At 47.9% G+C, this 14,200-nt stretch carries 15 protein-coding genes; 10 read left to right on the forward strand and 5 right to left on the reverse strand.

Features of this window, described 5'->3' with window-relative positions; all coding sequences use genetic code 11:
• The first annotated feature begins 128 nt into the window (after window positions 1-128).
• Both rpoE and R7V76_RS09395 read left to right on the forward strand, forming a co-directional pair.
• Window positions 129-665: a DNA-directed RNA polymerase subunit delta gene (gene rpoE, locus R7V76_RS09390; RefSeq protein ID WP_234944546.1), complete on the forward strand. Its 537-nt coding sequence runs from the start codon at window positions 129-131 to the stop codon at window positions 663-665.
• Window positions 666-919: 254 nt separating this feature from the next.
• Window positions 920-2,515: a CTP synthase gene (locus tag R7V76_RS09395; protein WP_290828470.1), complete on the forward strand. Its 1,596-nt coding sequence runs from the start codon at window positions 920-922 to the stop codon at window positions 2,513-2,515.
• A gap of 80 nt (window positions 2,516-2,595) precedes the next feature.
• On the opposite strand, the gene R7V76_RS09400 is transcribed toward R7V76_RS09395, so the two are convergent.
• Window positions 2,596-3,105, reverse strand: a complete 510-nt coding sequence (locus tag R7V76_RS09400; protein WP_318092222.1) for a DUF2529 family protein — start codon at window positions 3,103-3,105, stop codon at window positions 2,596-2,598.
• A 93-nt stretch (window positions 3,106-3,198) separates the two neighbouring features.
• Here R7V76_RS09400 and R7V76_RS09405 point away from each other — a divergent pair, with 93 nt between their 5' ends.
• The 5 genes from R7V76_RS09405 (at window position 3,199) to glpX (ending at window position 7,644) form a co-directional block, all read left to right on the forward strand.
• Window positions 3,199-3,573: a response regulator gene (locus R7V76_RS09405; RefSeq protein WP_290828466.1), complete on the forward strand. Its 375-nt coding sequence runs from the start codon at window positions 3,199-3,201 to the stop codon at window positions 3,571-3,573.
• A 132-nt stretch (window positions 3,574-3,705) separates the two neighbouring features.
• The gene (gene fba, locus R7V76_RS09410) at window positions 3,706-4,560 is read left to right on the forward strand and encodes a class II fructose-1,6-bisphosphate aldolase (RefSeq protein ID WP_012371595.1); all 855 of its coding nucleotides are present in this window, start codon (window positions 3,706-3,708) and stop codon (window positions 4,558-4,560) included.
• Window positions 4,561-4,724: 164 nt separating this feature from the next.
• Window positions 4,725-5,372, forward strand: a complete 648-nt coding sequence (gene fsa, locus R7V76_RS09415) for a fructose-6-phosphate aldolase (protein WP_012371594.1) — start codon at window positions 4,725-4,727, stop codon at window positions 5,370-5,372.
• 27 nt (window positions 5,373-5,399) lie between these two features.
• Window positions 5,400-6,647 carry a UDP-N-acetylglucosamine 1-carboxyvinyltransferase gene (gene murA, locus R7V76_RS09420; protein ID WP_290828463.1) on the forward strand — a complete coding sequence of 416 codons (1,248 nt, stop codon included), beginning with the start codon at window positions 5,400-5,402 and terminating at the stop codon, window positions 6,645-6,647.
• A gap of 31 nt (window positions 6,648-6,678) precedes the next feature.
• A complete protein-coding gene (gene glpX, locus R7V76_RS09425; protein WP_041261747.1) occupies window positions 6,679-7,644 on the forward strand; it encodes a class II fructose-bisphosphatase in 966 nt (321 codons plus the stop codon).
• Between the two features lie 592 nt (window positions 7,645-8,236).
• Here the strand turns inward: glpX and R7V76_RS09430 are convergent.
• Both R7V76_RS09430 and R7V76_RS09435 read right to left on the reverse strand, forming a co-directional pair.
• Window positions 8,237-9,007, reverse strand: a complete 771-nt coding sequence (locus tag R7V76_RS09430; protein WP_318092223.1) for an SDR family NAD(P)-dependent oxidoreductase — start codon at window positions 9,005-9,007, stop codon at window positions 8,237-8,239.
• A gap of 72 nt (window positions 9,008-9,079) precedes the next feature.
• The gene (locus R7V76_RS09435; protein WP_318092224.1) at window positions 9,080-9,763 is read right to left on the reverse strand and encodes a C40 family peptidase; all 684 of its coding nucleotides are present in this window, start codon (window positions 9,761-9,763) and stop codon (window positions 9,080-9,082) included.
• A gap of 361 nt (window positions 9,764-10,124) precedes the next feature.
• On the opposite strand from R7V76_RS09435, the gene rho reads away from it, so the two are divergent.
• Both rho and R7V76_RS09445 read left to right on the forward strand, forming a co-directional pair.
• The gene (gene rho, locus R7V76_RS09440; RefSeq protein WP_318092225.1) at window positions 10,125-11,489 is read left to right on the forward strand and encodes a transcription termination factor Rho; all 1,365 of its coding nucleotides are present in this window, start codon (window positions 10,125-10,127) and stop codon (window positions 11,487-11,489) included.
• Between the two features lie 97 nt (window positions 11,490-11,586).
• Window positions 11,587-11,832 (forward strand): type B 50S ribosomal protein L31, encoded by a 246-nt coding sequence (locus R7V76_RS09445; RefSeq protein ID WP_012371588.1) that lies wholly within the window; start codon window positions 11,587-11,589, stop codon window positions 11,830-11,832.
• 35 nt (window positions 11,833-11,867) lie between these two features.
• Here the strand turns inward: R7V76_RS09445 and R7V76_RS09450 are convergent, their stop codons facing one another.
• Window positions 11,868-12,518 (reverse strand): DedA family protein, encoded by a 651-nt coding sequence (locus R7V76_RS09450; protein ID WP_290828456.1) that lies wholly within the window; start codon window positions 12,516-12,518, stop codon window positions 11,868-11,870.
• A gap of 177 nt (window positions 12,519-12,695) precedes the next feature.
• Between R7V76_RS09450 and R7V76_RS09455 the strand changes: the two genes are divergently transcribed.
• The gene (locus tag R7V76_RS09455; RefSeq protein ID WP_131502427.1) at window positions 12,696-13,316 is read left to right on the forward strand and encodes a thymidine kinase; all 621 of its coding nucleotides are present in this window, start codon (window positions 12,696-12,698) and stop codon (window positions 13,314-13,316) included.
• 64 nt (window positions 13,317-13,380) lie between these two features.
• On the opposite strand, the gene R7V76_RS09460 is transcribed toward R7V76_RS09455, so the two are convergent.
• On the reverse strand, window positions 13,381-14,139 hold the full coding sequence (locus R7V76_RS09460) for an alpha/beta hydrolase (RefSeq protein ID WP_318092226.1): 759 nt from the start codon (window positions 14,137-14,139) through the stop codon (window positions 13,381-13,383).
• Between the last annotated feature and the right edge of the window lie 61 nt (window positions 14,140-14,200).

Here is a 14,200-nt window from a genome sequence, read left to right on the forward strand (position 1 = left end):
ATTCCTTTTTCAGGCCCCTCAAAAACCCAATTTTCTTTTTCGATGAATCTTTTTTTACGAGAGACTGGATTTTTAAAAGCCCTTTTGCGTATAATGAGAAGTAATGGATTGAACGCAAATGAAAGGAAGTGGCCGTCACAATGAGCCTCAGCCGTTTAAGTAAAGAAGAAATTACTGATCTTTCACTGATTAACTTCGTCAATGAAATGCTGCAAGAAGCGGGCGAACAGCCTATTACTTTCGATGACATCACAAAAGAAATCGAAAAATATCATACGTTTAAAAATGAAGAGGATAAGTTCGAGAAACTTGCCCAACTTTATACGGACATGAACATCGACGGAAACTTCGTTAACGTCGGAGCTAACCGTTGGTCGCTTCGTGCATGGTATCCGTTCGATAAATCGGACGAGGACTTGGTCATCGAAGCGCGTCAACGCGGTGAACTCGATGAGTTCGAAGAAGAGTTTAACTACGATGCAGAAGAAGATGAGTTCGAGACAATCGAAGATGATCTCGATACATTCGCGAAAACTGCTGATTATGATGCAGCAGATGACAGCGAAGAAGATACATTCAAAAAAGTTGCGGTCATTGATGACCTCGAAGACGATTTGGATGAAGAAGACCTCGAAGATTTCGAGGAAGATGACGAAGAAGTTTAACAACCGCAACCTGCCATTTTTGAACATGAAAATGGTAGTTTTTTCGTTGACGGCTGACGCAGGTACGTGTGATTTTTGTCTTTAAAAAATCTGCTTGACGAAGTTTTCGGAATGACGTAAGTTAGTCATGGGCTTCTTTAAGCAACGTGCTTAATTTCAGCAAAAGTGTCTCCTGTGAATGGGGGCACTTTTGCTTTTTTATTTTTTAACGACCTCTGACAGATTTCTGGACTCGAGAAGGGAGCAATTTAATCATGACAAAGTATATTTTCGTAACCGGTGGGGTAGTATCTTCGCTCGGTAAAGGGATCACGGCAGCATCACTCGCTCGTCTCTTGAAAAACCGTGGCCTGAACGTCACGATCCAAAAATTCGACCCGTACATCAACATCGACCCGGGAACGATGAGCCCGTACCAGCACGGGGAAGTATTCGTCACGGATGACGGTGCTGAAACGGACCTTGACCTTGGTCACTACGAACGGTTCATCGACATTAACCTCAGCCAAAATGCAAACGTGACATCCGGCCGGATCTACTCGACGGTTCTGAAAAAAGAACGTCGCGGGGATTACAACGGTGGAACGGTTCAGGTCATTCCGCACATCACGAATGAAATCAAAGACCGTGTCTTCCGTGCCGGAAAAGAAACGGGCGCAGATGTCGTCATCACAGAGATTGGTGGAACAGTAGGGGATATCGAATCGCTTCCGTTCATCGAAGCCATTCGTCAGGTGAAAAACGATATTGGGAAAGAAAACGTCATGTACGTTCACTGTACACTCGTTCCGTATCTTGCCGCTGCAGGCGAGCTGAAGACGAAACCGACACAACACAGTGTTAAAGAACTCCGCAGCTACGGAATTCAGCCGGATATCATCGTTCTTCGTGCAGAACATGATGTACCGCAAGAAATGAAAGATAAAATTGCCCTCTTCTGTGACACACGTCCGGAAGCGGTCATTGAAGCAAAAGATGCGTCGACACTTTACGAAGTGCCGCTTAATCTGCAACGTCAAGGCATGGACCAACTCGTCTGTGACTACTTCAAATTCGATACACCGGCTGCTGACATGACTGCTTGGAAGCAACTTGTCCACACAGTGACACACCTCGAGAAGAAAACGAAAATCGCTCTCGTCGGGAAATATGTCGAGCTCCGTGATGCGTACATCTCGGTTGCAGAAGCTTTGAAACACGCCGGTTTTGCCTTTAACAGCGACATCGAAATCGACTGGATCAATGCAGAAGACGTCACGCGTGACAACGTTCAGGAATTACTCGGTTCAGCAAATGGAATCCTTGTCCCGGGCGGATTCGGAGAACGTGGAATCGAAGGGAAAATCGAAGCAACACGTTTTGCCCGTGAAAACAACGTCCCGTTCTTCGGAATTTGCCTCGGTATGCAACTGGCGACAGTTGAGTTCGCCCGTAACGTCTTGAATCTTGAAGGTGCCCACTCGGCGGAAATCGATCCGGCGACACCGTACCCGATCATCGACTTGCTGCCGGAACAAAAAGACATCGAAGACCTCGGCGGAACACTTCGTCTTGGTCTGTATCCGTGTAAGCTTGAAGACGGTACGAAAGCACATGCTGCGTACTCAAGCGAGCTTGTCTACGAACGTCACCGTCACCGTTATGAGTTCGGCAACGAATTCCGTGAGCAGTTCGAAGCGAACGGTATGGTCTTCTCAGGTACGAGCCCGGATGGTCGTCTTGTTGAAATCATCGAGATCCCGGAACACAAATGGTTCGTCGCTTGTCAGTTCCACCCGGAATTGATTTCGCGTCCGGAACGTCCGCAAGCCTTGTTCCATGACTTCATCCAGGCATCACTTGGTGAGTAAGAATTAAAGTGAACGACCAACAACCCTGTTTCCAAATTTAGAGACAGGGGTGTTTGGTTTATTACTATAGAAGAAAAGCGTCATTCCCACTCTTCCGTCATCTCTTGTAACTGTGTCAAAATATGCGTCAACAGGAAGGCACCCAGTGCCAGACTCGGCAAACCATGACGGGAACCGTCCACAGCCGGAAGCAATCCTTTATCGAATTTCAGAGCGAGCGGTGCAATCGACCGTTCGAGTGTTTCCGTCACATCACCAAGTGTGATGATTGAATACGGCGTATGCCACGCATCATAGCGGGCAAGGGACGCGAGCAGATCGGACCGTTCCGTATCCGGTGTGAAAATCAACACCCGGTCGACGGCATGCAACGTTTTATGATCCTTAATTTTCGTGACACGCTTCATCTGATCCGGACCGTCGGACAGCATCGGATACAGTCCTTCAAACTCGCCGTAGGCATCGAGATAGACTTTTCCTTGACCGACGAGTGCCTGCGCAAGCAGACGGACGACATCGAATAATTCGTCTTCCTGTTTTGTAAGCGTTTGTAGTTTTCCGTTGAATTGTGTCGCTAAAATTTTCAGCATTTTGAACATCCTTTCTAAATTTCTCTCACACACAGTATATAGCAAGTTTTGCTTTCATGTAGAATGGAAATAACTAGAGGAGGAGTGTGGGAGATGAAAGGAAGATTACTCATCGCGGAAGATGAACCGGGGATTCGGAATTTACTGGCACAATTATTTCGGGCGCAAGGGTATACGACCGATGTCGCCGTCGATGGTCTTGAGACGATTGAACGGCTCAAGGAGACGGAATACGATTTGTTGTTGATGGATGTCAACATGCCGGGGCGGACCGGTCTTGAAGTCCTGCGTCATCAGGATGAGGTCGGACGACGGATCCGGACGATTCTGATGACCGCTTTAGACGAAAAAGAAGCGATGGAAGAAGCGAAACGACTCGGTGTCGTTGCCTTCTTCGGCAAGCCGTTTGACATCTTTGAATTAAAAAAAGAAGTGACTGTGCAAATTTCGAACGATGTAAGCGGTTAATCCTTCACGTCGTCGTCACAATCCTAAATTCGGAGTGAAATGCTGTACGTTCCGGTGAATCAGTGTGTTATAATCAGTCTGAAAATGCACGTTTACGTGTAAGTAGCGATCAAAACAGAGGAGGATGTCATTATGCCATTAGTATCTATGACAGACATGTTAAACAAAGCTCTCGAAGGTAAGTACGCAGTAGGTCAATTCAACATCAACAACCTCGAGTGGACTCAAGCAGTACTCGGTGCGGCTCAAGAAGAGCAGTCACCAGTTATTCTTGGAGTATCTGAAGGTGCAGCACGTCACATGGGCGGATTCTACACTGTTGTTAAAATGGTAGAAGGTCTCGTTCACGACATGAAAGTAACAGTTCCTGTTGCAATCCACCTCGACCACGGTTCGAGTGTTGAAAAATGTAAAGAAGCGATCGACGCTGGATTTACATCTGTAATGATCGACGATTCACATAGCCCGATCGACACAAACATCGAAACAACAAAAGCTGTTGTTGAGTATGCGCATTCGAAAGGTGTTTCAGTAGAAGCGGAAGTTGGTACAGTTGGCGGACAAGAAGACGACGTCATCGGTGATGTCATGTACGCGAAACTTGACGACTGCGTTCGTATCGTCAAAGAAACTGGAATCGACACGCTTGCTCCTGCACTCGGTTCTGTTCACGGACCATACAAAGGTGAACCAAACCTTGGTTTCACTGAAATGGAAGAAATCCGTAACGCAACAAACCTTCCACTCGTTCTTCACGGTGGAACAGGAATCCCGACACACGATATCGAAAAAGCAATTTCGCTTGGTACTTCGAAAATCAACGTCAACACAGAAAACCAAATTTCGTTCGCGAAAGTGGTTCGTGAAGTCTTGGCTGAGAAACCAGAAGCATATGACCCACGCGTATTCATCGCACCAGGTCGCGAAGCAATCAAACAAACTGTCATCGGTAAGATGCGTGAGTTCGGTTCAAGCAACAAAGCTTAATTTTTCATGCCTAAAGCACGGTAGACACTCGTCTATCGTGCTTTTTTTCATCTAAATCAGCAGATTGTTTTGGAAAACGTTAGGACTTCTCACCGAAAAAATTTATAATGGAGGAGTAAGCGATTTCAAGGGATACTTTAAGGGATGAAAGGGGAAAGAGAGAGATGAGATTTTTTATCGACACAGCAAACGTAGAGGATATTAAAAAAGCACATAAAATGGGGATTTTAGATGGGGTTACGACAAACCCGTCACTCGTCGCAAAAGAAGGCGTCGATTTCCATACACGACTGCGCGAAATCTGTGAGATCGTCGGAGACGTCTCGGTCAGCGCCGAAGTCATTGCCCTCGATGCAGAAGGAATGATTCGCGAAGGGAAGGAACTTGCTCAGATTGCACCGAACATTACGGTAAAGGTTCCGATGACACCGGCAGGACTCGAGGCTGTCGCAGCACTTTCAAAAGAAAACATCACGACGAACGTCACGTTGATCTTCAATCCGAACCAGGCCTTGCTTGCGGCACGTGCCGGCGCGACATACGTATCGCCGTTCCTCGGTCGTCTGGATGATATCGGTCAAGACGGTATGGGACTTGTCGAAACGATTGCCCAAATCTTCGTCATTCATGATATTCCGACACAAATCATCGCGGCTTCTGTCCGTAATCCGGTTCACGTCACGAATGCGGCGCTGGCTGGAGCAGATATCGCGACGATTCCGCTTAATGTCATTGAATCACTGACGCAACACCCGTTAACGACGCAGGGAATCGAACGTTTCCTGGCTGACTGGGAAAAAGCGCAGCAATAACAGATTGTAGAGAAAGGTTGATGGAATGTGGACATTTTGCATATCGTAGGACAACAACGTCTTGAAGGAACCGTCATGATCAGTGGATCGAAACAGAGTGCGATTCCGTGTCTCGCGGCCGCACTGCTGACCAATCAACAGGTCATTCTTGAGGGGGTACCGGACATTGGCGATGTCGCGACGATGATCCAAATCATTGAGATGCTTGGAGCCGTCGTAACACGTCAAGGCGATATGGTGACGATTGACCCGAGTCATGTCGAACCGATGCCGCTCACCGGGACAGATACACGGAAATTACGTGGATCCATTTACCTGATGAGTGTTCTCGCGGCGCGATTCAAACAGGGGGTCGTCGGTCTGCCCGGTGGTTATGCCATCGGTCCTCGACCGATTGATTTACACATCAAGGCACTGGAACGACTTGGTGTCGAGATGCGAAATGAACAAGGGGTTTACTACATGAACGTCGAAGAGTTGAAGGGAAACCGGATTTATCTGGACCTTCCTTCATTCGGTGCGACCATCAGTGCCTTGCTGGTCGCCGTCATGGCGGAAGGAACGACGGTCATTGAAAATGCAGCGTGTGATCCGGAAGTCATCGACGTGAGTACGATGTTGACGAATATGGGTGCGAGTGTCAAAGGTGCAGGGACCGATGAGATTCGAATCAAAGGTGTCGAGACGCTTCAAGGATGCCGCCATACGTTAATTCCGGACCGGATGGAAGCAGGGACGTTCCTGGCAATGGGAGCAGTCCTCGGTCGCGTGACGGTTGATAACGTCATTCCGTTACATCTTGAAAGCATCATTCAAAAGTTGGAACGGTTCGGGGCTAAAATCGAGTTGGCGGATGATTCGGTCACAGCGTCCATCGATATGGCGAAACCGATTGATATTCGAGTCTTTCATTACGGAGGATTTCCGAGTGATCTGCAACCGGTCATTTCGGCCGTCCTGTTGAAACCGAAAGGCGCGAGTGTCGTCGTCGACAAGCTGTATCCGCAACGTTTCCGGCATGTCCAGGAAATGCGGCGCCTGAATGCACGGATTACCCACGAAGACGCTTCAATCATCATCCGCGGCGGTGAAGCATTGCGCGGGACTGAAATTGAAGCCCATGATCCACGTGGTGCCGCGGCACTCGTGTTAAGTGGAATGCTTGCTTCCGGTGAGACGTCATTACACCATGCAGAAGTACTTGATCAAAGCTACGAACGGTTCGACGAGAAGTTAAAAGGACTCGGAGCTCTTGTTTGGCGCGAAACGGTTTAAGGTTTTCAGTTAGGGAGAGGGGATTATACACATGGAGAGAAGTTTATCAATGGAACTCGTACGCGTAACGGAGGCAGCAGCACTGGCTTCGGCACGCTGGATGGGGAAGGGCTTGAAAAACGAGGCGGATGATGCAGCAACCAGCGCCATGCGTGATGTATTTGATACGATCCCGATGAAAGGAACAGTCGTCATCGGCGAAGGGGAAATGGATGAGGCACCGATGCTGTATATCGGTGAGAAACTCGGAAATGGATACGGACCGCGTCTTGACGTCGCAGTTGATCCGCTTGAGGGAACGAACATCGTCGCCAAAGGAACATGGGGGGCACTCGCAGTTCTTGCAGTCGCAGATGCCGGTGATTTGTTACACGCACCGGATATGTACATGGATAAAATTGCGGTCGGACCGGAAGCAGCGGGACATATCAGCTTGGATGCGACAATCGAAGAAAATATCGCTGCGGTCGCAAAAGCGAAAAACAAAGAAATCGAAGACGTCGTCGTCTCGATTCTTGACCGGGAACGCCATGAAGAAATCATTCAACGTATTCGCGCAACAGGGGCCCGGATTCGTTTGATTGGTGACGGAGATGTCGCGGCAGCCATCAATACAGCTTTCCCGCACACCGGGATTGATATTCTGCTCGGTTCAGGCGGGGCGCCGGAAGGTGTTCTTGCAGCCGTTGCTTTAAAATGTCTCGGCGGAGAACTTCAAGGCCGTCTCTTACCGGCGGATGAAGCGGAAGTCGCACGATGCAAGAAGATGGGGATTGAAGATCCGTCGAAAATCCTCATGATGGATGATCTTGTCACGGGAGATGACTGTATCTTCGCAGCAACCGGTGTCACAGACAGCGAGTTGATGAAAGGTGTTCAGTTCACGGCACAAGGCGGTCAAACGCACTCTGTCGTCATGCGTGCGAAATCGGGAACGGTTCGTTTCGTTGAAGGCATTCACTCGTTCAAGAAAAAACCGAAACTTGTGATTAAGTAATCGGCATTGCGTGGTTATAAAAAAGAATCGACGTTTTCTTCACCCGCTTTCCTCGGGCGAGACACAAGCCGCGCCTACTTTGTCCATTTGGACAAGTAGTCGGGTCTCGTTTGTCTCTGGCAGCGCGGAACACCGCGCTTTTTCCCGTAGGAGTCGGGTGAAGAACGTCATTCTTTTTAAATCGATGGTGTATTGCACAGGGGAGGTGGATTTTCGAAATCCACCTCCCTTTTTTTGGATACAGTGAGTAAAAATTTTCGTTTGAAATGCTTGATGGTGCATTGAACTTCCATGTCCGAGAAAATAGAGTTGACTCAAACGTCAGTCTCTACAAAAATGAGGGTGGCAGAAATACAATCTGCCACCCTCATTCCGTTTAAACAGTGATCACTTGCTTCACGCCACTCCTACAGGAAAAAGTGCAAGCTTGCTTGCGCTGTCAGAGACAAACAAGACCCATTTTCCTGCCGGATAAGGTAGGGAAATGGGCTTGTGTCTCGCCTGAGGAAAGGGCGTGAAAAGACGAGGGATATCTGTTTGAGTCAACCTTGTGATTAATGGATGCCAGAATCGTTCGTCGCAAGAAACTCTATTAATGATCCGTCGGAGCCTGCAACTGATGTGTCATCTGAACGAGTTTCCGGCGGGAGAAGAAACGTGTCATAAAGACATAAACCGCATTGCTGCGACCGGGGATAACAAGCGTTTTTCCCTTCATGTATCCGGTGAACGAGAGTTGCGCGACGGTTGGTGCGTCCATGATGCCGGGACGCTTAAACAATCCGGACGTTGCAAGATCGGCAGTTCTGGCGAAATCCGTATGCGTCGCTCCCGGACAAACCGCTGTCACTTGAATGTTGTAGGGGGCGAGCTCGTCTGCCAAAGCTTCCGAAAAACTGAGGACGTACGCTTTTGTCGCATAATAGACGCTCATCAAAGGACCGCCGTGAAAAGACGAGGTCGAAGCAATCTGAATGATCCGTCCGCTGCCCTGCATTTTCATCCGACGGGCAAAAGCTTTCGTCAAATGTGTCAGTGCCCGGATGTTGACGTCAATCATATTGAGTTCGCGTGCTAAATCCGTCTCGATGAATTCTCCGTACAGACCGAACCCGGCATTGTTGATTAAAATATCGACCGGAGTGTTCTCTGTCGCACGTAACAGGGCTTTAATTTGAAGCGATTGCCCGACATCATATGGAAGCACGACGGCAGATCCACCGCGTTGTTCGACAAAGTGTTTCGTTTCGAAAAGTTGTTCGGCGTTACGTCCGACCAGTAACAGATGATGTCCTTGTTCGGCATGCAGATAAGCTAGTTCGCGACCGATTCCGGCAGATGCGCCGGTGATTAATACGTTCATGACATGTCCTCCTTCAATAATAAGGTAGAAAAAAAGCGATCGAGCCAATGCTCAACCGCTTGGTAATTTCAATTATAGGTATGAACCCGCGCCGACAAGGCGTGAACCCCAGTAACCTGATTTGAAGCTAGAATATTTAACGCCACCTGTTTCTGAGTTAACCATGCTTGTTTTGCTTGTTGCCATACCGACGTGCTGAATGCCGCTACCGTGTGAGAAGAAAACAAGATCTCCAGGTTGAACGTTTGAAACACTTACTTTTCTAGAAGAAGCATATTGTGAAGAAGACGTACGTGGTAATGTTTTACCTGCTGCTTTTTTGTAAACGTAGCTTGTGAAACCAGAGCAGTCAAATCCACGAGTTGTCGTTCCGCCCCATACATAAGGAGTTCCTTTATGTTTTGCTGCTTCGCTTAGAAGGCGTGTACGTGTTGAAGATGAAGTTGTTGATTTTTTAGCCGTTGAAGTAGAAGACTTGTATGTTTTCGTATACTGCGAGAACACATAACGTGTTTTGCCGCCGTATGAAATTTTAGTCCAGCTGCCTGATTTACCTTTGTATGTAAATGTTTGGCCTGCGTTTACTTTACCAACGATGCTTGCTTTTGTAGAAGGAGCCGTACGAACACGTAATCCGTTATCTGTGATCTTGACTTTCGTTACTGTAGAAGCTGCCTCAACCTTACCTGTTCCCACTGATGCAAAACCTGAAACCACTAATGCTGCTGTCGCGACCGATGCTAGAAAACGTTTCATATGTGAAATCCTCCATGTCATTTTAAAGTAGTTTTGAAAACCGAGTTATATGATGTATCTCATTAAGTGTTTGTTTAAGCAGTCTGCCTTACAACTGTGTAAGTTTTTCTCTGCACGATTATCTTAGCATGCGGATACATGAAAACGTTTTTTCAGTTCCGCTACAAAACATGACGTTTTTGTAACATAATTGCAATAATATACTCGAATATTACAAAGAAGAAATTCCCATTTCTTAAATCACGACGAAATTGATGAAATGTGATACCTTTAATTCACGAAGAATCTACAACATGATCCTTTACACCATGAAGACGAAATCCTTTGCTCCTGAATTTATACGAAGAATAGGTGAATGCATATGCCAACTGAAAAAACTGACAAACCAGAACGTTCCTATACACTTGCTCAATTAAGCAACCTGACATTAAAAGATTTATATGAGATCGCTAAAACAAAAAACGTACCGCAGTACCGTGAGGCTCGTAAGCGCGAATTGATGTTCAAGATTCTTAAAGCGCAGGCAGAATCCACCGGTCTTTATTTCCTCGAGGGGGTACTCGAAGTCATCCCCGGAAACCCACAAATGCAAAATGACGGCGGCTTCGGCTTCCTTCGTCCTATCAACTATTCGCAATCCTCTGAAGACATCTATATCGCCGCTTCACAAATCCGCCGCTTTAATCTCCGTAATGGAGACGTCGTGACAGGGAAAGTTCGTCCGCCAAAAGAAAATGAACGGTTCCAAGGCTTATTAAGTGTGGAAGCCGTCAATGGAGAAGCGCCGGATACAGCCCGGAACCGTCCGTTCTTCCCGGCACTGACACCAATCTATCCCGATCGTCTGATGCGCCTTGAGACGGAACCCCGCCATTTGTCGGTCCGGGTGATGGATATGATTGCGCCGGTCGGATTTGGTCAGCGCGGTCTGATCGTTGCGCCGCCAAAAGCAGGTAAAACTTCTCTATTAAAAGAAATCGCGAACTCAATCCAAGTCAATCATCCGGATGTTGAACTGATTATTCTATTGATCGACGAACGGCCGGAAGAAGTGACGGATATCGAACGTTCCGTACCGGGCGCAGATGTTGTCAGTTCGACATTTGACGAAACACCGGACAACCACGTCCGGATTTCAGAACTTGTGTTGGAACGGGCAATGCGTCTCGTCGAACATAAAAAAGATGTCGTCATTTTAATGGATTCGATTACGCGTTTGACACGGGCTTATAACCTGACTGTGCCGCAAAGCGGACGAACATTGTCCGGCGGGATTGATCCGGCAGCTTTCCACAAGCCGAAACGCTTTTTCGGTGCCGCACGGAACATCGAACACGGCGGCAGCCTGACGATTCTTGCGACTGCTCTTGTCGAGACCGGTTCACGGATGGATGATGTCATCTATGAAGAGTTTAAAGGGACGGGGAACATGGAACTGCATCTGGACCGGAAATTATCCGAGCGCCGGATTTTCCCGGCCATCGATATCCGGAAATCCGGAACACGGAAAGAAGAGTTGCTGTTACCGAAGGAGCAACTGGATGCCTTATGGACGATCCGCCGGACGATGAACGAGTCCAATGAGTTCGTCGACAGCTTCTTACGCAAGATCCGGGATACAAAAAATAACGAAGAATTTTTCGTTGAACTGGAGAAAGAAAAGAAGAAACCCGTCCGGCGTGCGCCTGTGAAGCCACGTGTGACGAAAACCGACACAACGACTTGAAAATAGGTATTGCGGGGCATGAAAAAATCGTTTAGTATAGGAAGGTAACTTACTCTGGCTCAGCAAATGAACCAGGGCGGAAGGAGAGAAAACAACCATGAAACAAGGAATTCACCCAAACTACAACAAAGTTGTATTTATGGACTCAACTACTGAGTACAAATTCTTGACTGGTTCTACACGTTCTTCGAACGAGACAATCACTTGGGAAGATGGAAACGAGTACCCACTCATCCGTGTGGATGTGTCTTCGGACTCGCACCCATTCTACACTGGTCGTCAAAAGTTCAACGCTGCAGACGGTCGTGTCGATCGCTTCAACAAAAAATACGGCCGCAAGTAATTGCGACTTCAGTATTAAAAAACAGCCTGTCTCCATCACTGGAGCAGGCTGTTTTTGTATAGGCTGAATTTGGCGCGGTACGTCAGGTACGTCTTCAGAACGAAGGACAGACCGATTGCACCGGCAGCACCGACCAGGTACGGCAGTGTATCCGGATTGTTCGCGAAATGTTCGAGCAGTAGACTGAAGGAAAAATGACGCCCTAAAAAATACCCGGCTCCTAAAAAAACACTGATCCAAATGAGAGCACCTGTATACGCATAGGTAACGAAGATCCGGAACGGCATTTTCGAGACACCAGCAAAAAAGGCGGACAACTGTCGAAGGCCCGGTATGTAATAACCAATGATTAAGACGGTTTTTCCGTAACGTAAAAATCCGGCTTCGGCTTTAAAGATATGTTTTTCAGAAATCCGTAATTTCGGAGCCATTCGATGCAGTAACGGCATTCCGAGCTTCAAACCGAGAACGTAGCTGATCGTCATACCGATGCAACTGCCGGCATAGGCGGCAAGAATCGTTCCGACGAGCGGTAAATCACCGTGATGCATCCAAAATCCTGACATGACGAGTAACGTCTCGTCCGGAACCGGAAGACCGACGATTCCACCGGCCAGAAGAATTGCGAGTCCGAACGCTCCATATTGCTGGAGGACTTCATGTAATATGTGATGAATCGGAGTCACCTTCCTTCAAAGAAACTTCTCTTTCAGTGTACAGGAAATACATACCAGTTGAAATGAGAAGATTAAGAAAGTGGCGAATTTGGCAAGGGTTTTTGATTTTTAGAAGTCAATCCTTTTTCTCAATTTAGATTCGGGCTATACTCGTTAAAGTGACTAATTTAGAGGACGGTGTTTACGATGATGCATGTGATCAATCAATATGGTTGGATTGAAGTGATTTGCGGAAGTATGTTTTCCGGCAAGTCGGAAGAACTGATCCGTCGTGTCAGACGGGCACAGTATGGAAAGTTACCGGTTCAAGTGTTCAAGCCGGCAATCGATGACCGGTATCATGAAGAGCACGTCGTTTCGCATATCGGCAACTCGGTCATTGCGATTCCGATGGCGACGAGCCGTGATGTCTATGCAGCAGTGGCAGAAGAGACGCAAATCGTCGCGATTGACGAAGTTCAATTTTTTGACGATGAGATTGTCGCAGTCATCGAAGCACTGGCTCAAGATGGCAAACGCGTCATTTGCGCAGGCCTCGATCAAGATTTTCGGGCAGAGCCATTCGGCAAGATGCCTGAATTATTGGCACGTGCGGAATTCGTGACGAAACTTCAGGCGATTTGTCTGTCGTGCGGCGATCCGGCATCGCGGACCCAACGATTGATTGATGGCAAACCGGCCAACTACAATGATCCGATCATTCTGGTCGGGGCATCTGAGTCCTATGAACCACGTTGCCGCCATTGCCATCAAGTTCCGGGCAAACCACAGCCGTTACAGGAATGGAAAAAGCAGCAACAAAATTAAAAAAGATTTAAAAAAGCGAACGATTCCCGGCAGTCAGGCCGAAGAATCGTTCGCTTTTTTGAATTCAGCCGGTCTGGGTCAACTGGCTGAACTGTTCGACGAACTGTAGCGTTTCGCGGACAATCGTCTTTTGATCGTGATCAAGCGTTGCGACGTGGTAGGAGTCAAGCAGACAGTAACTGCGTTTATCCGCCGCACCGATTGTCCGGTACAAATAGTCTGAACAAATCGGCGGCACGACATGATCCTCGGCAGAATATAAAATAAGCGTCGGAATTTGAATCGCTGCGAGGGATGGTCGCGTCTCCTCAATCAATCGTAACAGTTCCGAAGCGCAGACAGCGGGGACGAAATCATAGATGATTTCAAAAGCAGACTGTTTGATATCAGGTGAACTTTCCGGCAGATAGACCGGACAATCGGTGAACGATAAGGCTTCATAGGCAGGCACGGACAAGGCGGCATTGATGGTGATGATTCCTGCGACCGGGAGACCTTCAGCGGCAAGTGACAGGGCAAGTGTCGCCCCCATCGATTGACCAACGATGAAGACGAATTCGCACTGTCCGGCCAATTGTTCAAAGCCATCACGGACGCTCTGCTTCCAGTCCTCGGCCGTCGTTGTTTCGAATTCCCGCAGATCCGTCCCGTGCCCGTGCAGGCGGGGCGCATAGACGGAAAAACCGTGTGCGGCGAACTGTTCTCCTACAGCCCGAACACTTTGTGGCGTTGCATTAAAACCGTGACAGAGCAAAATGCCGACGGATCCGCGTCCTAGGGAAAAGGCTTCAGCACCCGGTATAACAGGATAAATCATACTCATCATCTCGTCCTCCATTTCAAAAATAAAAACCCGTTTGGCTTTGGACGCAAACGAGTTTCTC

Origin of the sequence: Exiguobacterium artemiae, assembly GCF_033342815.1 — a bacterium.
Lineage (GTDB): Bacteria > Bacillota > Bacilli > Exiguobacteriales > Exiguobacteriaceae > Exiguobacterium_A > Exiguobacterium_A artemiae_A.

What these genes read in the sequence shown, in the direction of transcription:
- R7V76_RS09395 (WP_290828470.1), top strand. Translation starts at nt 920, where the DNA reads ATGACAAAGTATATTTTCGTAACCGGTGGGGTAGTATCTTCGCTCGGT.
- R7V76_RS09400 (WP_318092222.1), bottom strand. Translation starts at nt 3,105, where the DNA reads ATGCTGAAAATTTTAGCGACACAATTCAACGGAAAACTACAAACGCTT.
- R7V76_RS09405 (WP_290828466.1), top strand. Translation starts at nt 3,199, where the DNA reads ATGAAAGGAAGATTACTCATCGCGGAAGATGAACCGGGGATTCGGAAT.
- fba (WP_012371595.1), top strand. Translation starts at nt 3,706, where the DNA reads ATGCCATTAGTATCTATGACAGACATGTTAAACAAAGCTCTCGAAGGT.
- fsa (WP_012371594.1), top strand. Translation starts at nt 4,725, where the DNA reads ATGAGATTTTTTATCGACACAGCAAACGTAGAGGATATTAAAAAAGCA.
- glpX (WP_041261747.1), top strand. Translation starts at nt 6,679, where the DNA reads ATGGAGAGAAGTTTATCAATGGAACTCGTACGCGTAACGGAGGCAGCA.
- R7V76_RS09430 (WP_318092223.1), bottom strand. Translation starts at nt 9,007, where the DNA reads ATGAACGTATTAATCACCGGCGCATCTGCCGGAATCGGTCGCGAACTA.
- R7V76_RS09435 (WP_318092224.1), bottom strand. Translation starts at nt 9,763, where the DNA reads ATGAAACGTTTTCTAGCATCGGTCGCGACAGCAGCATTAGTGGTTTCA.
- rho (WP_318092225.1), top strand. Translation starts at nt 10,125, where the DNA reads ATGCCAACTGAAAAAACTGACAAACCAGAACGTTCCTATACACTTGCT.
- R7V76_RS09445 (WP_012371588.1), top strand. Translation starts at nt 11,587, where the DNA reads ATGAAACAAGGAATTCACCCAAACTACAACAAAGTTGTATTTATGGAC.
- R7V76_RS09455 (WP_131502427.1), top strand. Translation starts at nt 12,696, where the DNA reads ATGATGCATGTGATCAATCAATATGGTTGGATTGAAGTGATTTGCGGA.
- R7V76_RS09460 (WP_318092226.1), bottom strand. Translation starts at nt 14,139, where the DNA reads ATGAGTATGATTTATCCTGTTATACCGGGTGCTGAAGCCTTTTCCCTA.